Source organism: Nonomuraea fuscirosea, assembly GCF_035917475.1.
Lineage (GTDB): Bacteria > Actinomycetota > Actinomycetes > Streptosporangiales > Streptosporangiaceae > Nonomuraea > Nonomuraea fuscirosea.
Genome location: NZ_CP109074.1, coordinates 8,373,020 through 8,397,459 on the forward strand (window position 1 = coordinate 8,373,020; position 24,440 = coordinate 8,397,459).

19 protein-coding genes and 1 pseudogene are annotated in these 24,440 nt (G+C 69.4%); 9 read left to right on the top strand and 11 right to left on the bottom strand.

Annotation, left to right across the window (positions count from 1 at the left end; genetic code table 11):
* Window positions 1–57 precede the first annotated feature (57 nt).
* Window positions 58–1,653: an FAD-dependent monooxygenase gene (locus OIE67_RS38030; protein WP_326629603.1), complete on the top strand. Its 1,596-nt coding sequence runs from the start codon at window positions 58–60 to the stop codon at window positions 1,651–1,653.
* Between the two features lie 97 nt (window positions 1,654–1,750).
* Here OIE67_RS38030 and OIE67_RS38035 read toward each other — a convergent pair whose 3' ends face one another.
* A complete protein-coding gene (locus OIE67_RS38035; protein WP_326629604.1) occupies window positions 1,751–2,860 on the bottom strand; it encodes a serine hydrolase domain-containing protein in 1,110 nt (369 codons plus the stop codon).
* A gap of 281 nt (window positions 2,861–3,141) precedes the next feature.
* Here OIE67_RS38035 and OIE67_RS38040 point away from each other — a divergent pair, with 281 nt between their 5' ends.
* Window positions 3,142–3,489: a hypothetical protein gene (locus OIE67_RS38040; RefSeq protein ID WP_146178474.1), complete on the top strand. Its 348-nt coding sequence runs from the start codon at window positions 3,142–3,144 to the stop codon at window positions 3,487–3,489.
* 990 nt (window positions 3,490–4,479) lie between these two features.
* Entirely contained in the window at window positions 4,480–5,460 is a 981-nt protein-coding gene (locus OIE67_RS38045; protein WP_326629607.1) for a hypothetical protein, read from the top strand.
* A gap of 269 nt (window positions 5,461–5,729) precedes the next feature.
* Here the strand turns inward: OIE67_RS38045 and treZ are convergent, their stop codons facing one another.
* The 3 genes from treZ to glgX are packed head-to-tail and all read right to left on the bottom strand — an operon-like array spanning window position 5,730 to window position 12,154.
* Window positions 5,730–7,445 carry a malto-oligosyltrehalose trehalohydrolase gene (gene treZ, locus OIE67_RS38050; RefSeq protein ID WP_326629609.1) on the bottom strand — a complete coding sequence of 572 codons (1,716 nt, stop codon included), beginning with the start codon at window positions 7,443–7,445 and terminating at the stop codon, window positions 5,730–5,732.
* The gene (gene treY / locus OIE67_RS38055; protein ID WP_326629610.1) at window positions 7,435–10,068 is read right to left on the bottom strand and encodes a malto-oligosyltrehalose synthase; all 2,634 of its coding nucleotides are present in this window, start codon (window positions 10,066–10,068) and stop codon (window positions 7,435–7,437) included. Before treY ends, treZ begins: the two co-directional genes overlap by 11 nt.
* Window positions 10,061–12,154 (bottom strand): glycogen debranching protein GlgX, encoded by a 2,094-nt coding sequence (glgX, locus tag OIE67_RS38060; protein ID WP_106248381.1) that lies wholly within the window; start codon window positions 12,152–12,154, stop codon window positions 10,061–10,063. The genes treY and glgX overlap by 8 nt, the downstream gene beginning before the upstream one ends.
* Window positions 12,155–12,381: 227 nt before the next feature.
* Here glgX and mscL point away from each other — a divergent pair, with 227 nt between their 5' ends.
* From mscL to pip, 3 genes are all read left to right on the top strand, one after another.
* Complete coding sequence (gene mscL, locus OIE67_RS38065; RefSeq protein ID WP_326645596.1) at window positions 12,382–12,804, top strand: large conductance mechanosensitive channel protein MscL; 423 nt, start codon at window positions 12,382–12,384, stop codon at window positions 12,802–12,804.
* 142 nt (window positions 12,805–12,946) lie between these two features.
* A complete protein-coding gene (locus tag OIE67_RS38070) occupies window positions 12,947–13,525 on the top strand; it encodes a hypothetical protein (protein ID WP_245956289.1) in 579 nt (192 codons plus the stop codon).
* Between the two features lie 152 nt (window positions 13,526–13,677).
* Window positions 13,678–14,643, top strand: coding sequence for a prolyl aminopeptidase (gene pip / locus OIE67_RS38075; protein WP_326629614.1), 966 nt, complete (start codon window positions 13,678–13,680; stop codon window positions 14,641–14,643).
* Window positions 14,644–14,882: 239 nt separating this feature from the next.
* Here the strand turns inward: pip and OIE67_RS38080 are convergent, their stop codons facing one another.
* Both OIE67_RS38080 and OIE67_RS38085 read right to left on the bottom strand, forming a co-directional pair.
* Entirely contained in the window at window positions 14,883–15,893 is a 1,011-nt protein-coding gene (locus tag OIE67_RS38080) for a phosphatase PAP2 family protein (protein ID WP_326629616.1), read from the bottom strand.
* A gap of 58 nt (window positions 15,894–15,951) precedes the next feature.
* Window positions 15,952–16,254 (bottom strand): hypothetical protein, encoded by a 303-nt coding sequence (locus OIE67_RS38085; protein WP_326629618.1) that lies wholly within the window; start codon window positions 16,252–16,254, stop codon window positions 15,952–15,954.
* A 79-nt stretch (window positions 16,255–16,333) separates the two neighbouring features.
* Between OIE67_RS38085 and OIE67_RS38090 the strand changes: the two genes are divergently transcribed.
* Window positions 16,334–17,167 (top strand): universal stress protein, encoded by an 834-nt coding sequence (locus OIE67_RS38090; RefSeq protein WP_326629620.1) that lies wholly within the window; start codon window positions 16,334–16,336, stop codon window positions 17,165–17,167.
* On the opposite strand, the gene OIE67_RS38095 is transcribed toward OIE67_RS38090, so the two are convergent.
* Both OIE67_RS38095 and OIE67_RS38100 read right to left on the bottom strand, forming a co-directional pair.
* Complete coding sequence (locus tag OIE67_RS38095) at window positions 17,131–18,246, bottom strand: glycosyltransferase (RefSeq protein WP_326629622.1); 1,116 nt, start codon at window positions 18,244–18,246, stop codon at window positions 17,131–17,133. The two genes, OIE67_RS38090 and OIE67_RS38095, sit on opposite strands and share 37 nt — an antisense overlap.
* Window positions 18,243–19,205: a glucosyl-3-phosphoglycerate synthase gene (locus tag OIE67_RS38100; protein WP_326629623.1), complete on the bottom strand. Its 963-nt coding sequence runs from the start codon at window positions 19,203–19,205 to the stop codon at window positions 18,243–18,245. The genes OIE67_RS38095 and OIE67_RS38100 overlap by 4 nt, the downstream gene beginning before the upstream one ends.
* 119 nt (window positions 19,206–19,324) lie before the next feature.
* On the opposite strand from OIE67_RS38100, the gene OIE67_RS38105 reads away from it, so the two are divergent.
* Together OIE67_RS38105 and OIE67_RS38110 are read left to right on the top strand one after the other, a co-directional pair.
* Window positions 19,325–20,266 carry a Gfo/Idh/MocA family protein gene (locus OIE67_RS38105; RefSeq protein ID WP_106248105.1) on the top strand — a complete coding sequence of 314 codons (942 nt, stop codon included), beginning with the start codon at window positions 19,325–19,327 and terminating at the stop codon, window positions 20,264–20,266.
* Window positions 20,259–21,362: a zinc-binding dehydrogenase gene (locus OIE67_RS38110; protein ID WP_326629624.1), complete on the top strand. Its 1,104-nt coding sequence runs from the start codon at window positions 20,259–20,261 to the stop codon at window positions 21,360–21,362. Before OIE67_RS38105 ends, OIE67_RS38110 begins: the two co-directional genes overlap by 8 nt.
* Before the next feature lie 9 nt (window positions 21,363–21,371).
* Here OIE67_RS38110 and OIE67_RS55625 read toward each other — a convergent pair.
* The 3 genes and pseudogenes from OIE67_RS55625 to OIE67_RS38120 all read right to left on the bottom strand — a co-directional run.
* Window positions 21,372–22,616, bottom strand: a pseudogene (locus tag OIE67_RS55625) (MGH1-like glycoside hydrolase domain-containing protein); the annotation flags it as partial.
* On the bottom strand, window positions 22,547–23,332 hold the full coding sequence (locus tag OIE67_RS38115; RefSeq protein ID WP_326629626.1) for a sugar phosphate isomerase/epimerase family protein: 786 nt from the start codon (window positions 23,330–23,332) through the stop codon (window positions 22,547–22,549). The pseudogene OIE67_RS55625 and the gene OIE67_RS38115, both read right to left, overlap by 70 nt.
* Window positions 23,329–24,363 (bottom strand): zinc-binding dehydrogenase, encoded by a 1,035-nt coding sequence (locus tag OIE67_RS38120; RefSeq protein ID WP_326629628.1) that lies wholly within the window; start codon window positions 24,361–24,363, stop codon window positions 23,329–23,331. Before OIE67_RS38120 ends, OIE67_RS38115 begins: the two co-directional genes overlap by 4 nt.
* Window positions 24,364–24,440 lie beyond the last annotated feature (77 nt).

Sequence of the window (24,440 nt, forward strand, 5' to 3'; positions counted from 1 at the left end):
ACATATCGTGTCGAACGGTCGATAACGCGATAGTACGCGTTCCCGGAGGTGTTTTCCATGGAGCAAGAGCGAGTGCCGGTCCTGGTGGTCGGCGCCGGATACGCCGGCCTGAGCGCCGCGACCCTGCTGGCCTGGCGCGACGTACCCGTCATGCTGGTCGAACGACATCCGGGCACGTCCGTCCAGCCCAAGGCGTTCGGTGTGGGGCCGCGCGCGCTTGAGCTGCTGCGTCCCGTACCGGGGATCGAGGAGGAGCTGACCGGCGTCTGGGCCGGCATCGGCGAGAACATGCGCATCGCGATCGCCCGCGACCTGGCCGACCCGGAACCGCACATGATCATGAGCGACGAGAAGGAGGAGCTGGCCTTCATGCGCGAGCTCACCCCCGTCGCCATGGTGGGCGCGCCCCAGTCCGAGATCGAGCGCCTGCTCCGTGTCAAGGCCGAGGAGCTGGGCGCCGACCTGCGCTTCTCCACCGAGCTCATCTCGCTGGAGCAGGACGACGACGGGGTGACGGCCCTCATCCGCTCGCGCGACGGCGACCGGCTCGTCCGCGCCGACTATGTGATCGCCGCCGACGGCTGGCGCAGCCCGCTGCGCGAGTCGCTCGGCGTGCCCACCACCGGCAAGGGCACGCTGGGGCAGATGTGCTCGATCATGTTCGACGCCGACCTGTCCGGGCTGGTCAACGAGCGGGAGGTGACGCTCTGGTACCTGCAGAACGACGTCTTCACCGGCGTGATCGTGACCGGCACGGGAGTCGGGGCCCACGTGCTCGGCGTCAACCTCGCCGAGGGCGAGAGCGCGGCCGACTTCACCACCGAACGCTGCGTCGAACTCGTCCGCCTGGCCGTCGCCCGGCCGGAGCTGGGTGTACGGGTGCTGGACAAGGCCACGTTCGACATCGGGCACGTGCTCGCGCGGACGTACCGGGCGGGGCGGGTGTTCCTGGCCGGCGACGCCGCCCACACGATGCCGCCCACCGGCGGGCAGGGCGGCAGCACGGCGCTCCAGGACGGGTGCGACCTGGCCTGGCGGCTGTGGCTGGTGCTGACCGAACAGGCCGGCGAGGAGTTCCTGGACACCTACGACGCGGAACGCCGTCCCGCCGGCACGCTGACCGCCGACGCGCAGCTCGCCAACCTCGGCGTACGCATGCCGCCCGCGGCCCGCGTGGGCTATCCGGAGCCGCTGGAGGACCCGGCCGGGCTGCTGCTCGGCCTGCGCTACCACTCCACCGCGATCCTCGACGAGCCCGGCGACGACGGCTCCATCCTTGAGGACCCACGCGTGCCCGACGGACGTCCCGGCAGCCGGGCGCCGCACGTGGAGCTCGACTGGGACGGGCAGCGCATCTCCACCGTCGACCTGTTCGGCTCCGGCTTCGTCCTCATGGCCGCGACGCCCGCCGGGCAGGGGTGGGTGGAGGCTGGGCGGCTGGTCAAGGAGCGGCTCGGGGTGCGGCTCACGCGGCTGCTGGTGGACGACGAGCTGATGGACGTGCACGGGCGCTTCCAGGAGCGGTACGGGGTGGGCGGGGGCGGCGCCGTACTGGTGCGGCCGGACGGGTATGTGGCGTGGCGGTCCAAGGACGCCGTCGCCGATCCGGTGAACACGCTGGAGCAGGCTCTGCGCCGCATCCTGAGCCGCTGACCTTTCCGGGGCGCGTCTTGACCCGCACCCCGCATCCCCGCACCGGAGAGACCCACACCCGCGTCGTGGACAGGGAACCGGCGCCTTCCTTCGGCCCTCAGCTCCTCCCGCAGAGGGCCTTGGCCGCGATGCCCATGACCTCCTCGGTGGACGGGTTCCTGGTCGAGGGGTTGATCGACAGGACCATCGACCTGCCGGCGTCGGAGCGGAAGGCGAACGTCATGTACCCGATCAGCTCCCCGCTGTGCCCCCACACGGTCCCGCACGGCAGCGGGTACGCCTGCAACCCCAGCCCGTAGGCGAACCCGGCCTTGGTCTTGACGGTCGTCTTCATGGCGCGCAGCGACGCGGCGCTGGTCAGCCTGCCGCCCAGCAGCGCCGACATGAACCGCTCCAGGTCCGCCGTCGTCGAGATCATCTCTCCGGCCGCCCAGTCGAGGGAGGGGTTCATCCGGGTCGCGTCCACCAGCCGGGGCATCGGCTCGTACCCCTTGGCGTGCGGCGACGGCACCCCGGCCCGGTCGCCCGGCACCACCGTGTGCCGCAGTTTCAGCGGGCGCAGAATGCGCCGTTCGACCTCTTCGCCGTAGGACCGGCCCGTCAGCTTGCCCACCAGCAGCCCGAGCACCACGTAGTTGGTGTTGGAGTAGTGCCATTCTCCGTCGTCGGGCAGCTCCTTCGCGAAGGCCACCTTGAGCAGTTCGCCCGGCTTGTACGAACGGAACCGCGCGTCGCCGCGCCACCGGTTGGTCGAGTAGCCCGGCTCGCTCATGTAGTCGTACAGGTGGCTGGAGTGGTTGAGCAGCGCGCGAACCGTGATGCCCGCACCGCCCGGCACGAGGCCCGGCAGGTGCCGTTCGATGGGGTCGTCGAGCCGTACCTTGCCCTCGTCCACGAGCTGCAGCACCACGGTCGCCACGAACGTCTTCGTCACGCTACCGATCCTGAAATATCCGGCAGCCGACGGCCGGCCACCGCTCTTGACGTCCCGCACACCCACGGCCCCCGACCAGCTCCGCCGTCCGCCCCCGTTCCTGTCTCCGTCTCCTTCGGAGATCCGCGCCAGTACGGCCGTCGCGCCCTTCCCCGCCACGATCTTCTCCATCTCGGGCCGCACCCCGACCACGGCCTTCTCCGCCCCGGCCACAGCCTGACCGCCCGTGGCGACGGTCACGGCCATCAGCACGCTCATCATCGTCTGCATCATGGGGCCCAACGCTAGGGAGCACGAGGCGGTCCTCAGAATGAGGCACCCCACCCACTCCTCCTGCGGAAAACCACAGCCCCACCCGGCCCTCACTCTCCGCCGGGCTGACAGCCCGCTCTGATCCCGTCAATCCCTTGAGCGGCCGAACGCCGGCGGATATCGGATAGCCGCCGATCCACCAGCTCACCAGAATCATGCGAGGGGGGCGTCAACGCCAACGCAGCGACATTCTCGACGGGAGAAGAAGAATGCGGTTACGGCGAACTCTCACGATTCTCGCCATGGCACTGGGATTCCTCATGCCCTGGGCCTCGACGGCATCGGCCGCACCGACGGAATCGACCGTCTCGGTTGCGGCTGACTGCAACGGGTACCAGCCGTACGCCTATCCTCCGGGCCAGAACGGAGACATCATCACCGGAATCGGCGGCTGCGGCTTCCAAGCCGTCACGGTGGAGATCTGGAAAGACGTGCCATTTCTGCCCGACACCCTTGCGGGCTGCTGCCCCCATGGCAGCAGCCCCGTCACCGCATACGCCTACTGCAGCAGCAGCGGCGCCGGTAACTACTACACACTGGCCAGGACGCCGGTCGGCCCCATAGAGTCCGCGCGAAGGTGGCTCTGCTAGCTGACACCGCCAGTCGAACGGCTGCATTCTGTGCCCCACCTTCGGGCGCAGAATGCAGCCGTTCATTCCATGAACATGGCTAAATACCAACTGACGTCAAAAGACCGCAGCGCACGACGTCATCACCACTCCGCAGTTCCCATCCGCTTAACGCCGCCGTCCAACACCGACTCCGCTTCGCCGTCCAGCACGGCTTAGCTGTGCCGCCACAAATCGCCGTCCCGCCCTCAACCCTGATTCCGTCGGTCGAGCGACCATGACCGAATGCGATCCCGCTGAGAGGCGAGGTGCCCAAATCGCGCCCTGACGGCCAATCTGATCACCACCAACCCGCGGCACGCAGACACCGGCAGGCGCACACACAGCCGAGATCATGCGGCACCGAGCCAATCCGCCCGCTTTCTCCCGAGCACCTACGCCCATTGGCTCAGCGGCGTCATACGAGCGGCGCACGCGAATCCCGAGGCGCCTCAATACCCGCGGCCAGGTCGGCCGCGGTGAACGTCCGGCGGTGCGGTGTCCCCAGCCGGATCCAGGGATAACCCCGGTCGAGGTCCCAGAGGCGGACATGGCAGTCGAGGCCCCCTCAATCCCGCGCACCGATCGCCTGCAGTGACTTGACCTGCAGAACATGCACGGCGGGCCACTCAAAGACCAGCCAAGCCAACACGCGACAACCCATCCCAAAAACCCCGAGTCGGCCAGCTGCCTGTGGATAACCCAACGCCATCCACAGAACTGCGTTCAGCTCCCCGCAACCCTGCCCTCACCCTCGATCCTGGGTGCCTCCCAACAACCGCCCTCAACCAACACGAACCCCGGTCCGAACTCCCCCGGTCCGAACTCCCCCGGTCCGAACTCCCCCCGGTACGAACCCCACCTCAGCCCAGCGAACCACCCCCCGTCCCCCCGCAGCTCTGGTAGGAACGCCGACCCACGCCCCAACACGCCAACCACACCCACCAAGCACCCGCCGGAGGTACCGCTCACATGAAGATCACCATCCCCCTCCCCAGCATCATCACCTCCCTCTTCATCGTCGCCATGGAGCACGTCCCCTTCGACGTGAAGACATTCGTGCCCTGGCGCATCGGCAGCACCTTCAGACGGTCTGCCATCAATTCGACGAACAACGGCACACTGACCGTGACCCACCACCCGACCCCGTGGAGACCGATCGGCACCGCCCTCACCGACGACGAGAGACACCGGCTGCGCCGCACCCGACATCACGTCGTGATCTCCTCGACCGCGCCCCCGCACAAACTCCCCACCACCGTCCAGGTGGCCCGTGCCGCGGCGCGGGCGCTGGCCCGCGAGTGCGACGGGTTGCTGATCGACCCGCTGACCAGCTCCACCCTTCTCACGTGCGGCAGATGTCCGGGCGAGCCGGCCGGCTTCAGTCTCGACGACGACTGGCTGTCCTGGGACGCCCAGGTCCACGACGCCGCCACATGCCCGCCGTGGGACCCGGACGACCTGGGTGTCTGCGACTGCCTGCGCGTCACATCCCTGGGCCTGCGCCGCTTCGCCCTTCCGGAGATCACCATCGACGGCGCCGCCTGCGCCCACAGCCTGTGCGCCACCAACCTCCTGCGCACGGTGGCCGGTCGCCTGCTGACCGATCACCTGTCCCATCTGGCCGCGCACCCGGACGCCAGAGACCGCAAGATCGACGACTACCTCCGCATCCAACCCTCCGACCAGCCGGACGGCGGCCTCCCCTTCGGAGTGCGACTGACACCGTACGACGCGGACGCAGGTGAACTCGGCCGCACCGGCAGCATCCGCCGCCTGAAGATCGGCCCCACCCCAGGCTCAGACCGGGTCAGTTGCCTCAAGGTCGGCCCACCTTCGGGCTTCACCGGCTCCCTGAACGATTGGCTCTGCGCCCGGCAAGCCACCCACCACACAACCCTGACCTCCATCGACTGCCACCCACCCGAGCCTTCCAAGCTCCTGGCCGCATGAAGCCCACCTCCCCATGCCACGCACGAGACCACCCACGCCGAACACGGAACCCCCGCACCAGGCATGGGACCACACGTACCAGGGACGAAACCACGCAGGTCAAGGGCATGACCACGCACGCGCCACGCAGGCCCACGCCTGCCATACGCCGAGCCACCCACGCCCAACACCCGACCACGCACGCCCAACGCGGGACCACCCGCGCCGAACGCCCGATCACCCGTGCCACGCGCGGGACCGCCCATGCCCGGCACCGCACCACGAATGGGTCAGGAAGCACCCGGTCGGCTGATCACCAAGGACTGGGCGGGGAGCCGCAGCCCGTTCCCATCCGCCGACACCGGTTCGTCCGAGGTCAGGAGGACCGTCCCGGGCGGGAGCGGCAATGTCGCCGACTCCTGGGAGAAGTTCACCGCGACCGCCAGTTCACCCCTCCACATCAGCAGCCACCTACCCTCCGGATCGACCTCGACCCGGACCCGGTCCAGCCTGGGGTCCGACAGTTCGGGCAGGGCCTTGCGGAGTGCGATCAGGTCGCGATACCAGCACAGCAGCGACCAGTGTTCCTCCTCCTTCACCTCGGTCCAGTCCAGCTTGGAGCGCAGGAAGCTCTCCTCGTCCGAGGGGTTCGGCGCCTCCCACACGTACCCGAAGCCGTCGAATTCGCGTTCCCTCCGTGTCCCTTCGCTCTCCCGTAGCTCCGGTTCGACGTGGTCGGAGAAGAACAGGAAGGGCGTTCGCGCCCCCCACTCCTCCCCCATGAACAGCATCGGCGTGAAGGGCGAGGTCAGCAGCAGCCCGGCGCCGATCTTGAGCGCGGGGACGGGCAGCCGGTCACCGACGGGCCTGTTGCCGATCTGGTCGTGATTCTGCAGGCAGGCCACCAGCCGGTGACCGGCCACTCCGTCGAAGGAGCCGCCATGCGCACGAGCCCGGAAGCTGGAATAGGTCCCGTCGTGCAGCACTCCGCTCGTCAGCACCTTGGCCAGTGCCGTGAGCTGGGTGAAGTCCTGGTAGTAGCCATGGCTCTCGCCGCTGACCGCGCAGTGCAGGGCGTGGTGCACATCGTCGTTCCACTGCGCCGTCATGCCCAGCCCGCCGGCGTCGAGCGAGCGCACCATGCGCGGGTCGTTGAGGTCGGACTCGGCGATCAGCGACAGTGGCCGGCCCACCGAGCAGGCCAGCGCGTCCACCTCCTGCGCCAGCTCGGCCAGCAGGTGCGTGGCGCGTCTGTCGTGCAGCGCGTGGACGGCGTCGAGCCGCAGCCCGTCGATGTGGAAGTCGCGCAGCCACTGCTGCGCGTTGCCGATGAAGTAGCGCCGCACCTCGTCGGAGTCCGGCCCGTCCAGGTTGACCGCTTCGCCCCAGTAGCTGCCGTCATATCCGGCGAAGTACGGGCCGAAGGGCCGGAGGAAGTTCCCCGACGGTCCCAGGTGGTTGTAGACGACGTCCAGGATGACCCCGATACCGGCCCGATGACAGGCGTCCACGAACGACTTGAGCCCGTCGGGGCCGCCGTACGTCTCGTTCACGGCGTAGAGGTCCACGCCGTCGTATCCCCAGTTACGCCCGCCCGGCACCGGCGCGACCGGCATGACCTCCACGAAGTCCACGCAGAGCTCGACCAGATGCGGCAGCTTCTCGATGGCCGCGACGAACGTCCCCTCCGAGGTGAAGGTGCCGACATGCAGCTCGTAGATCACCGCCCCGCGCAGGTCGCGGCCCTTCCAGTCGTGGTCGGACCAGGTGAAGCGGGCGTGGTCGTACACCGCGCTCGATCCGAAGATGCCGTCCGGCTGGCGCCGCGACCGCGGATCCGGGTACGGCCCGTCGCCGTCCACCACGAACCCGTACCGGGTGCCGTGTCCCGCACCGTCCACCTCCGCCGTCCACCAACCCCCTTCCCCGGCCGACATCGCCCTTCGCCCGCCCAGGACGTCCACTTCGACCACGGTCGCCTTCGGTGCCCAGACCTCAAAGATCATGTCTCTCCAGCAGTGAGACCGGATACTGACCGAGCAGGTGCCCGAGCGGAATCCGCCCGGTGTAGAGGCCGCCGGTGAGCAGATCCCGCCACGTGCCCGGCGGCAGCGTCAACGTCGTGGCTCCCCATCCCGTCGCGGCCAGCCGTACGGGAAGCCGGGTGGCCACGACAACCGCCCGCGCCCGCACCCCAGCCCCGCCCCCCACCACTCCCCCGACACCCAATTCCACCGAACTCCCTACACCCGAACCAGCTGACGTCCCCGCGTCCGGCTCGGCCGACCCCCCTTCATTCGGACTGGTCGGCATCCCTATCCCGGCACCGGCCGGAGCCCCCACACCCGAACCGCCAGGTGTCTCCCCATCCGGACCAGCCGACATTCCCATACCGGAACTGGCGAACGTCCCTCGGCCCGGCCCGGCCGAGGCCCCCGCACTCCGACTGCCTGGCCTCCCCGTGCCTGCACCGGCCAGAGTCTCCCTATCCGGACCCGCCACCGTCCCCACCGTGGCGTGGCTGCGAGCGAGGGCGCTGAAGCTGGTTTCCGGCCAGGTGTGGGTGTGGGTGTCCCCATCACCCCGAGACCACGGCCCACCCGAACCGGAGATCCCGCCGCGCCCGGCCTCGGCATCCTCATCAGCACCAGTGCCGGCGGGGACGGCCGCAGCCGGGTCGGCGGAGGGGACGGGGTCGGTGCGGGCGAAGGCGATGACGTGGGCGGCGCGTTCGCCTTCCGCCTGTAGCGGGAGGTACGGGGCCGCGCCCCCGAGTCTGCGGCGCAGGCGCAGGGCTTGTGTGGTGACCAGGAGTTTGGCCGAGTCCCATGACGTCTCCGGTTTGCGGGGATACGTCACCGGCCGGCGGTTGTCCGGGTCGACCAGGGAGAAGTCCGTCGTCTCGTTGCCCTGGTACACGTCCGGCACCCCCGGCATCATCAGCTGCACCAGCTTGGCCCCGAGTGAGTTGGACATCGCGTACGGGTCGATGCGTTCGGTGAAACCGCCGATCGGCAGGCGTACGGCGGCCTCGGCGAAGGATCTCAGGCGGCGTTCGTAGGAAGGATCAGGATGTACCCAGGAAATGGCGGTCTTGGCCTCGCGGGCCGCTTTGAGCAGATAGTCGGTGAAGCGGTCGGCCGAGATCGGCCAGGCGGCCATGAGGTTCTGCCAGGCCAGATGGTCGAGGTGCGGGTCGAAGCTGACCTGCGCCGACCACTCCTCCACCTGCGCCGCCCATTCGCCGGGGATCTCCGACAGCACCGACAGCCGGGCCCGCACGTCCTCCGAGCGCTTGGTGTCGTGGGTGGACAGGGTGGTCATCGAGTACGGAGGCATCTCCTGGCAGAAGGCGTGGAAGTCGGCCACGCTGGTGCCGAAGACGTCGGGCTCACCGCCGACCTCGTTCAGGCAGGCCAGCGGGAACCACCGGTAGAGCGCCGTGTCCTCCACACCCTTGGCCATGACGGGACCGCACGACTGCTGGAAGCGGACGACGGCCTCCGGCGAGCCGTGCAGCACTTCGCGGACCAGCGGGCGGACGGCGGGCGAGCAGGAATCGGCGGCCAGTTCGACGATCTCGGCCGACTCGGGGGGAGGCGGCTCGCCGGGCACCGCGTACGCCCGGTAGACCGGCATGGCGGCGAGCAGTTCGCGCACGGCGGCGGGGTCGCAGGAGGTCGCCCGGGCGAGGCGGTCGATCTCGGCGCCGAAGAACAGGTCGAGCACGTCCGCCTTCGACTGTTCCATCACCGGCCGATATTCGGCGGGTTGCCCCGTCATGTCGGTAAAAAGGCGGATCAGTGGCTCTTTTCCGGCCGGGTCGACGAAGAGGCCGTTGACGCGGTTGAGCACCTCGTAGCCGGAGGTGCCGTCGCAGGCCCAGTCGCTGGGCAGCCGTTCGGGGCCGATGAGGATCTTCTCGACGACCGTCCAGGCGCCGCCCGTGCGCTCGCGCAGCCGCTGGAGGTAGCCGCGCGGATCGGCCAGGCCGTCGGGGTGATCGACGCGCAGGCCGTCCACCAGCCCCTCGTCGAGCAGCCAGAAGATCACCTCGTGGGTGGCGAAGAACACCGACGGGTCCTCGACCCGCAGCCCGATCAGCGACGACACGTCGAAGAAGCGCCGATAGCCGGGCCCTTCGCGCCAGTCGACCAGGCGATAGTGACCGGGGTGGGGGTAGGCGTGCTCGTGGTAACGCAGCACGTCGCCGTCGACGACGGGCTCGGTGTCGTCGCCGAGCACGGGCAGTGCGACCTTCCCGTCCTGCCAGTCGATGTCGAACCACTTGGCGTACGGCGAGCCGGGGCCCTCCTTGAGCACCGACCAGAACTGGGCGTTCACCGTGTTCATGTGGTTGGGCACGATGTCCACCACGATGCCCAGATCGTGGGCGGCGAGTTGCTGGGCCATCTCCCTGAACCCGGTGGCCCCGCCGAATTCCTCCCTGATCCGGGAGTGGTCGGTGACGTCGTAGCCGTGCCGCGACTCGGGCGTCGCCTGCAGGATCGGAGACAGGTAGACGTGGCTCACACCCAGGTCGCGCAGGTAGCCGGCGATCTCGGCCACCTGGGCGAAACCGAAGTCGGGGGTGAGCTGGACCCGGTAGGTGGAGACGGGTCTAGACACGGCGCAGCACCCGTACGCTGCGGCCCGGCACCGCGATGCCCTCACCCGCCTTGATCATCCGCACGTCGAGCTTGATCGGCATGGCCGTGTCGATCTCGGTGTGCCACATCTCGCCGTAGTCCTTGGGGATCGTGAACTTGATCGTGTCGTAGTGGGCGTTGAACAGCAGCAGGAAGGAGTCGTCCCGGATCGGCCGGCCGCGCCGGTCGGGTTCGGTGATGGCGTCGCCGTTGAGGAAGACGGCCAGTGACTTGGCGTAGCCCACGTTCCAGTCGCTGTCGGTCATCTCTTCGCCGGACGGGGTGAGCCACGCGATGTCGTTCAGCCCGCGCACCGGTTTGCCATAGAAGAACCTTCTACGCCGGAAGACGGGATGTTTCTTTCTCAGCTCGGCCAGGCTCTGGGTGAACTCCAGCAGCAGCCAGTTCTCCCTGATGTCCGACCAGTCCACCCAGGTCAGATCGTTGTCCTGGCAGTAGCCGTTGTTGTTGCCGCGCTGCGTGCGCCCGAGCTCGTCGCCGTGGGAGAGCATCGGCACGCCCTGCGACAGGAACAGCGTGGTGAGGAAGTTACGTTTCTGCTGCTCACGCAGCGACTCGATGGCGATGCCGGCGGGGCCCTCCTCGCCGCAGTTCCAGGACCTGTTGTCGTCGGTGCCGTCGCGGTTGCCCTCCTTGTTGGCCTCGTTGTGCTTGTTGTTGTACGAGACCAGATCCTGCAGCGTGAAGCCGTCGTGGCAGGTCACGAAGTTGATCGAGGCGGCGGGGCGGCGGCTGTCGTCCTTGTAGAGGTCGCTCGACCCGGTGAACCGGGAGCCGAACTCGGGCAGCGTGGCCGCCTGCCCCCGCCACAGGTCGCGGATCGTGTCGCGGTAGCGGCCGTTCCACTCCGTCCACCGCGAGGGGAAGTTGCCGACCTGGTAGCCGCCCGGCCCGACGTCCCACGGCTCGGCGATCAGCTTGACCTGCGACAGCACCGGGTCCTGCTGCACCAGGTCGAAGAAGGCGCTCAGGCGGTCGACCTCGTGCAGCTCCCTGGCCAGCGTCGAGGCCAGGTCGAACCTGAACCCGTCGACGTGCATCTCGATGACCCAGTAGCGCAACGAGTCCATGATCATCTGCAGGACGTGCGGCGAGCGCATGAGCAGGCTGTTGCCGGTGCCCGTGGTGTCCACGTAGTACCGCTTGTCGTTCTCGACCAGCCGGTAGTAGTTGAGGTTGTCGATCCCCCTGAACCCCAGCGTCGGCCCGAGGTGGTTGCCCTCGGCGGTGTGGTTGTAGACGACGTCGAGAATGACCTCGATGCCCGCTTCGTGCAGCGAGCGCACCATCGCCTTGAACTCCAGCACCTGACCGCCCCGCTGCCCCTGACTGGAATAGCGGTTGTGCGGGGCGAAGAAGCCGATCGAGTTGTAACCCCAGTAGTTGGACAGCCCGCGCTGCTCAAGGATGTGATCGGTGACGAACTGGTGCACCGGCATCAGTTCCAGCGCCGTCACGCCCAGCTTGGTCAGATGATCGAGGATCTCCGGATGGCCGAGCGCCGCGTACGTGCCGCGCAGGTGCCGCGGGATCTTCGGGTGGCTGATCGTCAGCCCGCGCACGTGCGCCTCGTAGATCACGGTGTCGTGGTACGGCGTCGCGGGCGGGCGGTCGTGGCCCCAGCCGAAGAACGGGTTGATCACGATCGACCGCGGCACGTAAGGGGCGGAGTCGAGGTCGTTCCTGGTGTCGGGCTGGCCGAAACGGTAGCCGTACACCGCCTCGTTCCAGTCGACGCCGCCCTCGATGGCCATGGCGTACGGGTCGAGCAGCACCTTCGACGGATTGCAGCGCAGGCCGCGCGCCGGATCGTAGGGACCGTGGATGCGGTAGCCGTACCGCTGCCCCGGCCCGATCCCCGGCAGGTAGCCGTGCCAGATGAACCCGTCCACCTCGGCCAGCGGCACCCTCGACTCGACGTTGGACTCGTCGAACAGGCACAGCTCCACCTTGTCCGCGACCTCGGTGTAGAGCGAGAAGTTCGTGCCCGCGCCGTCGTAAGTGGCCCCGAGCGGATAGGGGTCTCCCGGCCAGATCTCGATCATCGAGGCTCCCTTGCGGTCTTTCCCCATGGTCTGTTCCCCCGCTCCCCCCGACAACCCCGGGCCCGACTGATCACCCTGTTCCTTCCCACGCTTGCGTCGTCCTTACTCCGCAGGAGGTCAACGGGGGGGGTGAGCCGCCCCCGACGGCGCGGTGTCGAAGACGGCTCACGCACCCAGCATGCGCCTGCGTCCGTTTGCCGTCGCCGTTCGTGGCAACATCCGGTGTCATGGGCGGATTCAAACAGTTCTTACTCCGAGGCAACATCGTCGAACTCGCGGTCGCGGTGATCATCGGCGCCACGTTCAGCGGTCTGGTGCAGGCGCTGGTCACCGATCTGGTCACCCCGCTGATCGGGGCGATCACCGGCGGCCGGCAACCCGACTTCGCCGACTACTCGTTCACGGTCAACGGCAGTCGTTTCCTGTACGGCGACTTCCTCAATCACCTGCTCAGCTTTCTGATCATCGCGGCCGTCGTGTACTGGTTGATCGTGGCTCCGATGACCCGGCTGATCTCTCTGTTCGACCGGAACAAGGCGGCCACCACCAAGCAGTGCCCCGAATGCCTGTCCGACATTCCCGTCGAGGCCCGCCGTTGCGCGAACTGCACGGTCGTGCTGGTGCCGGATTCGGAAAAGCCCAGGCAGTGAGGCGCGACCCGGGTGCGAGCGTCGGCGAAGATGGACGGACACGATCGGCCGATCGCCGCGCCCGGGTTCGATCCCACGGCCGCGGCCCGGCTACCCTCCCCGCTATGAGGCACGGGGATTCCAGCCTCCTCAAGGAGAGTCGATGAGTGTTGAGTTGATGGTCTGGGACGAGCCCGTACCGATCAGCAGGGACCAGGCGCGGGCGACGTACCTGGCGGTCAAGCGGACGGAACCCGCCACCGGCGCCGCGCCCGACGTCGCGAAGGAACTGCCCGGCCAGGTCACGAGCTACCCGGACGGGCACGTCCTGGTGACGATGGACCTGGACACGATGGACGAGATGTCCGCGCAGGTGTTCACGGCCGCGCGGGCGCACGGCCTGGTCTGCTACGACCCGCAGCGCGACCTCGTGCACAACGTGGCGCCGCTGGGGGTCTACGAGGGCATGCAGCTCCACACCGGCGACGGGATGATGGTCAACGACCCCGACCTCGGGCTGATCCACGACGTGCTCGGCACGATGTCACCGCAGAACCCGTTCGTGGCGGTGGTCAACTTCGGGCAGCACTTCCTCCAGGTCTCGCCCGGGTACGAGCTGGAGTACAAGGAGGGCAAGCTCATCCGGGCCGAGGTGGCGGAGCTTGCGGAGGTGCGGCAGGCGTTCCACGACTACGCGACCGGAAGCCGTACGTTCCTGACCCGATACGACTGGTCCGGCTGAGCCCGGCCCCGCACTCGACGACCCGGTAAGCCGGCTGAGCTCCCGCCCGCACGCCATCCGGACCGACACGCCAGCACTCAACCCGGACGATGCGCCAGGACGGCTGAGCCCCTGCCGCAGTCAACCCGGACGATGCGGCAGGATCAGGACGTATGAAAACCCTGTACCCCGCCATCGAACCGTACGACTCCGGACTGCTCGACGTCGGCGACGGCAACCAGATTTACTACGAGGTCTGCGGCAACCCTGATGGCAAGCCCGCCGTCATGCTCCACGGCGGCCCGGGGGGCGGGTGCAACGCCAAGCACCGCCGCCAGTGGAACCCCGCGCTCTACCGCATCGTCCTGTTCGACCAGCGCAACTGCGGCCGGAGCCTGCCGCACGCCTCCGACCCGGCCACCGACCTGGGCGCCAACACCACGTGGCACCTGGTGGCCGACATGGAGAAGCTGCGCGAGCACCTCGGGATCGACCGGTGGCAGGTGTTCGGGGGTTCGTGGGGCAGCTCACTGGCGCTGGCGTACGCGCAGACGCACCCCGACCGGACGACCGAGCTGGTGCTGCGCGGGATCTTCACGCTCCGGCCTCAGGAGCTGCGCTGGTTCTATCAGGACGGGACCAGCCAGATGTTCCCCGACCTGTGGGAACGCTTCATCGCCCCGATCCCGGAGGAGGAGCGGGACGACCTGATCGCGGCCTTCAGGAAGAGGCTGGAGGGGCCGGACGACGACGCCCGGCTGGCGGCGGCCAAGGCGTGGGCCCAGTGGGAGGGCGGCACGATCACGATGCGGCCCGATCCGACGCTGGTCGAGGAGTTCGGCGAGGAGAAGATGGCCGTCGCCTTCGCCAGGATCGAGAACCACTACTTCACCCACGGCGGCTGGTTCGAGCCCGACCAGCTCATCAGGGACGTGGACCGGATCCGGCACATCCCCGCGGCGATCGTGCAGGGCCGCTACGACGTCTGCACCCCGGTGGCCACGGCCTGGGACCTGCACCAGGCCTGGCCGGAGGCCGAGCTCCACCTGATCGACGACGCCGGCCACGCCTACTCCGAACCCGGCACCCTGGACCGCCTGATCTCCATCACCGACCGCTGGTCCACCTCGCCAACCTGACCGCGCCCCCGGACGGACTCCCGGGGCTGCCTTCGACGCGGCTCTGGGGCCGCCGAGCTCACACATCCGGCACGATCCCGCCGGTAGGGCCTTGCCTGGTAAGCGATGCGGTTCTGCCGGGCCAGCGAGGCGGGTCCCGCGGTGCAGGTTCGGGGCAGCCCCGCCGGTAAGGCTGATGGGCACCCGGCCGCCCAACGCCTCGGGGCCGGCTTCTCAGCATGGCTCCGGGGCGTCAACGGCTAACGCTGCGGTGGGCCCTCGGTGCGACGCCGGGGCCGGCCTTCGGCGTGACCCCGATGCGGGGCTTCGCCGTACTGTCGCGGCGGCTGCGCGACCCGGGGTTGCGGTGTCGCCTCCCTGTAGCTCGGCTGTGCGCCTCGGTCGGCGGGGTATCCGTGTCGGGGGTCCGCATGCGAGGGCTGCTGTGGAGCTGCTCCGAAGGGCTGGCTCGGGTCCGCGCCGAAGGTCTGTCGTGGGTCCCCTTCGAAGGCCCGGCCCGGATCTCCGCTGAACGGCTGATGCGGGTCTGCGTCGAAGGACGGATGGGGGTCTCCGTATGACGGCTGGGGGACGCCGAAGTTTCCGGGGGCGGGGTGCTCGAAGGGCTGTGGGTGCGGGGGGTTGTGGGGGTCGGCGGTGGAGGGGCGTTGGCGCCAGTTCGGGGCCGGGTCGGGGGCGGTGGGGCCGAGGCGTTCGGGGAGGCGGGCACGGAGCAGGCGTACGGCCGGGGTGATGGCCCCGACCAGCAGCAGCGCGAACAGCGGCGCCAGCGTGGCCCCCAGCAGGAAGCCGGCCGCCACGTCGTGCGGATAGTGCACCCCGACGAACACCCGCGAGAACGCCATCACCACGGCCAGCGGGAACACCGCCCAGGCCAGGGAACGCCAGGCCAGGACGAGGGTGGCGGCGGCGCCGGCCGCGATGACGGAGTGGTTGCTGGGGAAGGACCAGTCGTCGAGCGGCGGGCAGGCGGCGATCGTCGCGATGCCGCCCCGGCACGGCCGGTCCTCCTGAACGAAGGTCTTGATCACTTCGCTCAGGATGTACGCCAGCACGATCCCGGCCGGCCCCGCGACCGCGAGCGCCAGGTCCCTGGCCGGCGCCCGCCACGCTCGTACCGCGACCAGCACGAAGAGCGCCGCGAACACGAACAACCCGGCGTCGGTGCCGACCTCGGCGAGGATGTGCAGCCACTCGGGCGTGGAGCGGGCGAAGTCGACGATGTCCTCGTACACACGTGTCCAATCCATGAATATGCGATGGACACGACCTTACGAACTCCAGCCGTCAACCGTGGTTAAAACGGCGTCAGGACAGGAGCTGACGCACCAGTGCGGCCTGTTTCGTCTCCAGCTCGCCGCGGGTGATCAGCCCCCGGTCGAACGCCTCGGCGGTGGCGTCGCGCTCGGCGACGTAGTACGCGGCCATGATCTCACTGCGGAGCGGCGTGAACCCGCGCTCCACGCAGTCGGAGAAGATGGTGATCTTCTGATCCAGCACGTCGGCGGCCACGGTGCAGGCCAGATCGCGAGACTTGAGCTGCTGAACCGCTTCACCGAGGGTGATGGGGCCGAGGGACCCGTTGAAACGGGTGTCAAGGGTGATCTTCACGTTCTTTGCGCCTCCGTACGTTTACAACGTTGTCGCTGAGGTCGCGTATTCCCAGCTCAAGTCGGGTAAGAGGGGGATCGTGATCGGTGCGCACGTGATCGTCGGCTATGCGAACGACCCTGGTGGGCGGGACGCCCTCGCGCTGGGCTCCGCGATCACCCGGGTCACCGGCGGCGAGCTGACGATCGCCACGATCTACCCGCCGGGCAGCCCGGGGCTGGCGGTGGAGGCGCAGGCCAATCTGGCGCACGCGGCCGAGGAGCTGGGGCAGGTCCCGGCCGAATATCTGACGTTCGAGAGCCGGGGCACGGGCCGGGGGCTGTCGGTGCTGGCCGGCCGGATCAGGGCCGACCTGATCGTGGTCGGCTCGGCGGGCGGCGGGCAGCACGGCCGCATCACGATCGGCTCGGCCGCGGACCACCTGCTCCACCGGTCGTCCGAGGCGGTGATGCTGACGCCCGCCGGCTATCGGCCGCCGGTCGAGCCCGCCCGGCTCACGCTGGCGTACGTGCATCGGCCGCAGTGTGACGCGGCGGTCGAGCAGGTGGCGCACGCGGCGCTGCGGCTGGGCGTCCCGCTCCGGCTGATCACGCTCGACCTGCGCACGGAGGACCAGGGCAGGCTGAGGGACGATCTCGCCCTGGCCGTCCGCCTGGCCTGGGAGAGCACCGGGATCGAGGCGGAGGCGGACGTGGCCGAGGGGCACGACGTGGTGGCCGCGCTGACGGACCTGGAGTGGCTGCCGGGCGAGCTGCTGGTGTGCGCGGCCAGCGAGGACGCGCAGCCGCACCGGGTGTTTCTCGGTGAGCTGGCCATGAAGGTGCTGCGCGCGTCGGCCTGTTCTCCCGAGCGTCCTCCCGACCGGGTTCCGAGCCGTCAGTTCCGGGCGAGTCGCTCGTACAGTTCCAGGTAGCGATCGGCCATCACCGACGGGGCGAAGCGGCGGCGGGCCTCGCGGCGGCACTCCTCGGGGTCCAGTTCGTCCAGCCGCAGCAGCCACTCCGCCAGCTCCTCCTCGCTGTCCGCCAGGAAGCCGGTACGGCCGTGGTCGATGAGCTCGGGCAGGCAGCCGCGGCGCAGGCCCACCGGGGGCACCCCGAGCGCCATGGCTTCCACGACGGCGGTGCCGCCTGGTTCGTCCCATTGGATGGGGAACAGGGCGGCGCGGGCCGAGGCGTACAGGTCGTCCCGTTCCTGGCCGCCGACCGCGCCGACCCAGCGGACCAGCTCGCCGTCCAGGTAGGGGGCCACCTGGTCCAGGTGGTAGCGCACGTCGGGGTGGCTGTGCAGCGGGTGGTACGGGTTCTGAGCGACGACGTCCAGCTCGGCGGCGGTGTCGCGGCCGCTGACCGGGCCGGCCAGGACGAGGGGCAGGCCGAGCTTCTGGCAGATCCTGGCGGCCACGTGCTGGCCCTTGAGCGCGCAGACGCGGCCCATGACCATCAGGTGCTCGCCGCGCTCCACCCGCGTCTCACGGGCGGCCAGCGGGGTGGCCAGGTGGATGGAGCCGAGCGCGGCGGCGCGCAGCGCGTCGGGGGCGCGGGCGATCTGCGACTCGGAGACGCCGTTGACCGCGATCCCGGGCGGGAACGCGCCGTAGAAGGCCGCGTGTTTGCGCAGGTCCCAGTGCAGGGTGTGCAGGACGGGCGGCCCGCCGAGCGCCGACAGCACGGCCGGGCCGACCACCTCGACGTGATCGTGCACGAGGTCGATGTCGTCGCGCCGCCGCAGCTCGGCCGCCACCCGGGCCAGGTGCGCGTGCGCGATGCCCATGACCTGGTTGTACGGCTTCTGCAGCTCGGCGAACTGGCCTTCGTCGTACGCGCTGATCAGCTCGTCCACGTCGAGCCCGCTGGAGCCCACCGAGGCCAGCACGACGTGCACGCCACGCTCCCGCAGCGCGGGCACGAGCGTGGCCACCACGTTCTCGATACCGCCGTAACCCGCGGGCGGCACGTCCAGCCACGGCCCCGCGTTCATCAGGATCCTCACGCCAGGTCCTCCTCAAGTACGAGGGAGGCGAGCGGAGGTCGCTCCGCCACGGCCACGTCCACGAGACCGGCCTCGCCTTCGAGTCCGAACTGCAGCAGGGTGTGCGCCGGAGGCTCCGACGCGAGTACGCGGCCCTGGCGTTCCAGGCGGGACCACGCGGTCTGCATGATCTGCCCGGCCATCCGGCCCAGGGCGGCCATCGGCTGGTGGGTGTGGGTGCGGTGGCCCAGGTCGACCTGGGCCATGGCGTCCAGCCCGACGAGCTGGAGCAGGTCGACGAGGAGGCCGAACTCCACGCCGTACTCGGTGACGAAGGGCAGTCGTTCGAGCACCTCGCGGCGGGCGGCGTACTCGCCGCCGAGCGGCTGGGCGAATCCGGCCAGTTCCGGCCAGAACATGTTGAGCAGCGGTCTGGCCACCAGCTCGGTCACCCGGCCGCCGCCGCCGCGCTGGACGGAGCCGTCGGCGCCGACGTAGGGCCGTTCGTAGGTGGCTTTGACGAAGTGGATGCCCCGGTCCACCAGCAGCGGCCCGACCAGGCCCGACACATAGTGCGCGCCGAAGCTGCGCAGGTCGGAGTCGATGTAGACGACGATGTCGCCCTTGGAGGCCGCCAGCCCCTTCCACAGGGCCTCTCCCTTGCCGGTGAGAGGTGGGAGGTGGGGCAGCACGTCGTTCTGCGCCACGACGCGGGCGCCGGCCTCGCGGGCCCGTTCGGCGGTGGCGTCGGTGGAGTTGGAGTCGACGACGAGGATCTCGTCGACGAGTGGGGTGCGTTCGATGAGGTCTCTGCGGATTGTGGTGATGATGTCGCCCACGGTGCTCTCTTCGTCACGCGCGGGCAGGACCACGCTGACCGTGGTCTCTCCTTTGGCCATCATTAAGGCGTCCACCGGCCACTCGGCTGACGTGCTCGAGTGGGGGCCGTACCATTCCTGAACCCTGGCCAAGGCTCGCATATCTGTCTCCATGCATCAGCCCCGATCTCATGAGGTCACGGCTTCTGCCCGCCGGTCAGGCTCTCGAACATGTTTGTTTGATTACGCCTGGACGTGGCATATGCCGGGTTGTGTCCCCAATGACTCGTGTCGGCATCGTAGGTGCCGGAAATGTCGCCGCTCGCCATGCAGACGTCCTGTCCGGCTTCCCCGATGTCACGATCGCTGGAATCGCCGACACCGATCCCCACAGGGCCGAGGCTCTGGCCTCGAAGCACGGCTCCCCCGCCTATGGCGGCCATGCCGACCTGCTCAGTGCCGGTGGTCTCGATGCCGTTTACGTCTGTGTGCCTCCTTTCGCGCACGGTAACCCGGAGCATGATGTTCTGTCGTGCAATCTCCCCCTTTTCGTGGAGAAACCCCTTTCACTCGACCTCCAAACAGCAGAAAAAATCGCGACCGAAATCGAGCGAAGATCTCTGCCCTCCGCCGTCGGCCACCACTGGCGTTATCTCGACATCGTCGAACAGGCCCGTGACCTGCTCTCCGGCCGTCCCGTACGCCTCGCGCTGGGCCACTGGCTGGACAAGGTGCCCCCGGTCGGCTGGTGGCTGAAACGGGAGATGTCCGGCGGCCAGATCGTCGAGCAGGCGGTCCACGTGCTCGACCTCGCGCGGCTCCTGGTGGGCGAGGTGGAGATGGTGCACGCGGTGCCGGCGGGCGACAGCGTGGACGGTGAGGTCGACCGGGCCACCTCCGCCGTGATGCGCTTCGCCGGCGGCGCCTCCGGGCTGCTGGCCACGTCCTGCCTGCTGACGCGTAAGCACCGGGTGGGGCTGGAGGTGTGCGCGGAGGGGATCGCGCTCGAGCTCAGCGAGACGCGGCTGCTCGTGGACGGCGAGCGCGCGATCGAGGACGACGGCCGGGCGAAGACCAGGGTGGACCGGGAGTTCATCAACGCTGTGCAGGGCAGGGCGGCCGATGTCCGCGTACCGTACGGTGAGGCGCTGCGCACCCATCGTGTGGCGCTCGCGCTCGCGCGGTCCGCCACCGAACGGAGGCCGGTGACCCTGCATGACTGAAGTGCTGAGCATCGAGGCGCCCGGCGAGGTGCGCCTGATCGAGGAGAAGCTGCCCGACCTGCCCGAGGGCGGGTTCATGGTCGCCACCACGCACAGCGGCGTCTCCGCCGGCACCGAGCTGACCTACGTCAAGGGCACCAACCCCTACCTGGGCGCGAGCTGGGACCCGGCGCTCGGGCTGTTCCGCGACGGGGAGCCGTCGGTGTCCTATCCCGTGCGCGGCATCGGCTACATGCAGGTCGGCCTGGTGGTCGAGACGCGGACGCGGGCCGTGCGGGAGGGCTCGCTGGTGGCCATGTGTTACGGGCACCGCACCGCGTACGTGGCCGATCCGATGAGCGACCGGTTCGTCGAGCTGCCCGACGACCTCGACCCCATCCTCGGCATCTACGTCGCCCACATGGGCCCCATCTGCGCCAACGGTCTCCTGCACGCCGCCCACGACCTGCACGGCCCGGCCGTGCGGCACCTGGGCGACGGCGTGCGCGGGCGGCGGGTGGCGGTCGTGGGCGCGGGCGTCGTCGGGCTGCTGACAGCCTGCTTCGCACTCTCCGGCGGCGCGGCCGAGGTCGTCGTGGTGGACGAGACCCCGGAGCGGCTGGAGATCGCCGCGGCGCTCGGCGCGGACACGATGGCCGCGGACGAGGACCCGGCGGTGGACCTCAAGCGCCGCTGGCGCCACGGCCCGGGAGACCGCGGCGCCGACGTGGTCTTCCAGTGCCGTGGCCAGACCAGGGCGCTGGCGCTCGGCCTGCGCCTGCTGCGCCCTCAGGGCACCCTGGTCGACCTGGCCTTCTACACCGAGGGCGCGCAGGAGGTGCGGCTCGGCGAGGAGTTCCACCACAACGGGCTGACCGTGCGCTGCGCCCAGATCGGCCGGGTGCCGCGCGGCCTGGCGCACGCCTGGGACAGGGAGCGGCTCTCGCACGAGACCATCGGCCTGCTCAGGGAGCGCGGCAGGCTGCTACGTGAGCGCGTGATCACCGATCTGGTGGGTTTCGCCGATGCTCCAGACTTTCTGACCGGCCTCGCGGCCAGACGGCTTCAGACCGTGCAGGCTGTGCTCTGCGACCATGTCGAGGACGAGGGCGGCTGACCAGCTGAAATCACGGCAGCCGTGCCCGCGCAGCGTGTACGGGTCGAAGTATTCGCGAAACCCCGACTTGACCACCGCGCTCAGCACCGAGTCGGCCAGGGTCGCCGCCAGATCGGGGCGGCGGTCCTTCAGCCCCTGCCAGACGAGCCAGCTCACATTGATCCAGCTCGGCCCGCGCCAGTAACGGGCGGGGTCGAACTCGGGAGTGTCCGGGGCATAGCTCGGCAGCGGCAGATCCTTGATCTGGAACCGGTCGAGCGCGGTGGCGATCAGCACCTCGGCCACGTCGGCGGGCAACCCCGGCAGGATGAGCGGTGTCAGCCCGGCCGCGCTGGCCGTGTCGGTCAGCTCGCCGGTACGCACGTCGCGGGCCTGGAACAGGCCGCCGTCGAAGAGGTGCTCGACCATGGCCAGGGTGATCGCCTCGGCCTCGCGCTCGTGCGGCTCCGCGTCCAGGCCCAGCGTGTTCGCGATCTTGGCCAGGGTGGACTCGGCCAGCCCGTACGCGGCGTTGAACAGGGGATCCTCGACCTCGAACGCGCCGGGATCGGTGTAACCGGAGTCGCGGTAGGCCGTGGCGAGCTCGATGTACTGCGCGTAGTCGCGGTCGGTGGGCCGCTCGTCGGCGCTGACGCTGTCGAGGTCTCTACGGGTGAACCCCGACGCGCCGGTCCGCACAGCGCGCAGCGGCCGGTCCCACGCCGGGCTGTTGTCCATGCCCGACTCCCAGGGGTGCACGACCGAGATCAGCCCTTCCGGCGAGCGCCGGTCACGGCGCAGGAACTCCTGCTGGGCCACCAGCCGGGGGTAGATCCGGCGCAGGAACGCGGTGTCGGGCTCGGCCAGATGCGTCTTCCAGGCGGCCAGCGCGTGCACGGGGGGCTGGACGATGCCGGAGGTCTCGGCCCCCGAGGGCGCCTTGGCCTGCCAGAAGCCCTGGTCGGGAAAGTAGGAGCCGGCCGGCACCCGCGGGTTGAACACGATGTGCGGCACCCGGCCGTCCGCCCACTGAGCGCCGAACAGGGACAGCAGCTCCGATCTGGCCCTGCGCGGCGACCAGCGGGCGTTGCCGATCGCGATGAAGGCGGAGTCCCAGCTCCACTGGTGGGGGTAGAGGCGACGGGAGGGGACCGTGTGCGCGCCGTCCCAGTTGCTCACGAGGACGCGCACGGCGTCGCGGAGGATCATAGATATTTCCTGACGAAGGCGGCAGTTTGCGGCAGGACGATCTCGGGTTCGCCCCGCAGGCGGCATTCGAGGGCGAGGTAGCCGTCGAAGCCGATGGCGTCGAGCGTGGCCAGCTCGGCGCCCCAGTCGAGGTGGCCGGTGCCCGGCTGGTTGCGGTTGGACTCGCTGATCTGCATGTGGGCGAGGTAGGGGGCCGCGTCGACCAGCGCCCGGCAGGGGTCGTCCTCCTCGATGTTCATGTGGTACGTGTCGCCGACGACCCTGATCGAGTCCATCGCGCAGTAGGAGACCGCGTCGGCCAGGGTGTTGACCATGTGGTTCTCGTAGCGGTTGAGCGGCTCCAGCATGATCAGCACGCCGTTGCGCTGCGCGTGCTCCCCGAGGATGCCCAGCGCCTCGGCCAGCACCTCGCGGTCCTCCTCCGGGCCGCGCGGCGGCTCGAACGGCGGCAGTCTGCGCGAGAACTGACCCCAGGAGGCGGGGGTCATCACGCCGATGCCGCCCAGCTCGGCGATCACCGTGAGCTGCGAGCGGAGCTGCTGGATGGCGTCCTTGCGCTTGGCCGGGTCGAAGTCGCCGATGAAGTGCGGCATGTCCACGCACACCGTCGGCATCACCACGCCGTCGGCCAGCGCCCGCTTCAGCTCGGTGAGCCGCCCCGCGAAGTGGAAGTCTCCCTTGCCGCGCAGTTCGATGGCGTCGAATCCGGCATCGAGCGCGAACGCGTACTTCTCCTGCAGGGTACGGCCGGGGAGAAGCTGCTCCTGTACGGCGAGCTTCACTGTGACTCCTCAAATTCGAAGACGAGCTGGAGCACCTCGGACTGGTGCCTGTCGATCAGGTCGAACGCCTCGGCGGCCCGGTCGAGGGGCATGATGTGGCTGACGAGCTCGCGGGCGTCGACCTCTCCCCGGTGCACGAGCTCCATGAACGTGCGCTGCATGCGCTCGACGTCCCACCGGTGCGCCAGCCACGAGGCGACGCCGCCGATCTGGGAGGAGACGAGCTGGACCTGGTTGTGGTGGAACTCCTCGCCGAGCCGCAGCCCGATGCCGTCGCCCTGGTAGAAGCCGGCGGCGACGACCCGGCCGCCCTTGCGCACGGTCCTGATCGCCTCGTGCAGCCCGGCGTGGCTGCCGCTCAGCTCGATGGCGGTGTCGGCGCCCTCGACGCGCTTGCGCATGAACTCGGCCACCGAGCCGGAGGCGATGTCGAACGTCTCCGCGGCGCCGAACTTCCTGGCCAGCTCCAGCCGGTCGGCGATGCCGTCGGCGGCGACCACGCGGGCGCCGCTGAGCACGGCCAGCCGGGTGGCCAGCAGCCCGATGACGCCCTGACCGAAGATCGCGACCTGGTCGCCCAGGTGGATGTCGGCGGCGTGGACCGCGTTGAGCGCGATGGCGCCGACCCGGGCGAAGACGCCGGTCACGGGGTCGGCGCCGGGCGGCAGGACGTGGCCGACGAGTTTGTCCGCCGGCACGACGGCCTCGGCGCGGTGGCCCCAGATGCCCCACACCAGGCTGCCGACCGGTGGGTCGGCCACATCGGGCGCTGCTTCCACCACCTCGCCGACTTCCTGGTAGCCCCAGCCGGCCAGCGGGTAGGCATGAGTCTGGCCCTCGACGAAGAGCCGTCGCTCGGTGTCCCACTTGCGACTGAGATAGGGATTTGTACCGCGATAGGCGGTGAGTTCGGTGCCCGCTGAGACTCCTGAATAGAGAGTGCGCACGCGCACTGTGCCCGCCACCAGTTCGGCGGGCGACTCCAGGCTGACGCGGACTTGGCCTGGCTCTTGGAAGGTGATGACGCGCATTCCCCACACTTATGCGTTTTGATCAAACAAAAGTAGAAGATTTAGTACTTGTTTGCACACCATAGTTGCGCTGATAA

What these genes read in the sequence shown, in the direction of transcription:
- OIE67_RS38030 (WP_326629603.1), top strand. Translation starts at nt 58, where the DNA reads ATGGAGCAAGAGCGAGTGCCGGTCCTGGTGGTCGGCGCCGGATACGCC.
- OIE67_RS38035 (WP_326629604.1), bottom strand. Translation starts at nt 2,860, where the DNA reads ATGATGCAGACGATGATGAGCGTGCTGATGGCCGTGACCGTCGCCACG.
- OIE67_RS38040 (WP_146178474.1), top strand. Translation starts at nt 3,142, where the DNA reads ATGGCACTGGGATTCCTCATGCCCTGGGCCTCGACGGCATCGGCCGCA.
- OIE67_RS38045 (WP_326629607.1), top strand. Translation starts at nt 4,480, where the DNA reads ATGAAGATCACCATCCCCCTCCCCAGCATCATCACCTCCCTCTTCATC.
- treZ (WP_326629609.1), bottom strand. Translation starts at nt 7,445, where the DNA reads ATGATCTTTGAGGTCTGGGCACCGAAGGCGACCGTGGTCGAAGTGGAC.
- glgX (WP_106248381.1), bottom strand. Translation starts at nt 12,154, where the DNA reads ATGATCGAGATCTGGCCGGGAGACCCCTATCCGCTCGGGGCCACTTAC.
- mscL (WP_326645596.1), top strand. Translation starts at nt 12,382, where the DNA reads ATGGGCGGATTCAAACAGTTCTTACTCCGAGGCAACATCGTCGAACTC.
- OIE67_RS38070 (WP_245956289.1), top strand. Translation starts at nt 12,947, where the DNA reads ATGAGTGTTGAGTTGATGGTCTGGGACGAGCCCGTACCGATCAGCAGG.
- pip (WP_326629614.1), top strand. Translation starts at nt 13,678, where the DNA reads ATGAAAACCCTGTACCCCGCCATCGAACCGTACGACTCCGGACTGCTC.
- OIE67_RS38080 (WP_326629616.1), bottom strand. Translation starts at nt 15,893, where the DNA reads ATGGATTGGACACGTGTGTACGAGGACATCGTCGACTTCGCCCGCTCC.
- OIE67_RS38100 (WP_326629623.1), bottom strand. Translation starts at nt 19,205, where the DNA reads ATGCGAGCCTTGGCCAGGGTTCAGGAATGGTACGGCCCCCACTCGAGC.
- OIE67_RS38105 (WP_106248105.1), top strand. Translation starts at nt 19,325, where the DNA reads ATGACTCGTGTCGGCATCGTAGGTGCCGGAAATGTCGCCGCTCGCCAT.
- OIE67_RS38110 (WP_326629624.1), top strand. Translation starts at nt 20,259, where the DNA reads ATGACTGAAGTGCTGAGCATCGAGGCGCCCGGCGAGGTGCGCCTGATC.
- OIE67_RS38120 (WP_326629628.1), bottom strand. Translation starts at nt 24,363, where the DNA reads ATGCGCGTCATCACCTTCCAAGAGCCAGGCCAAGTCCGCGTCAGCCTG.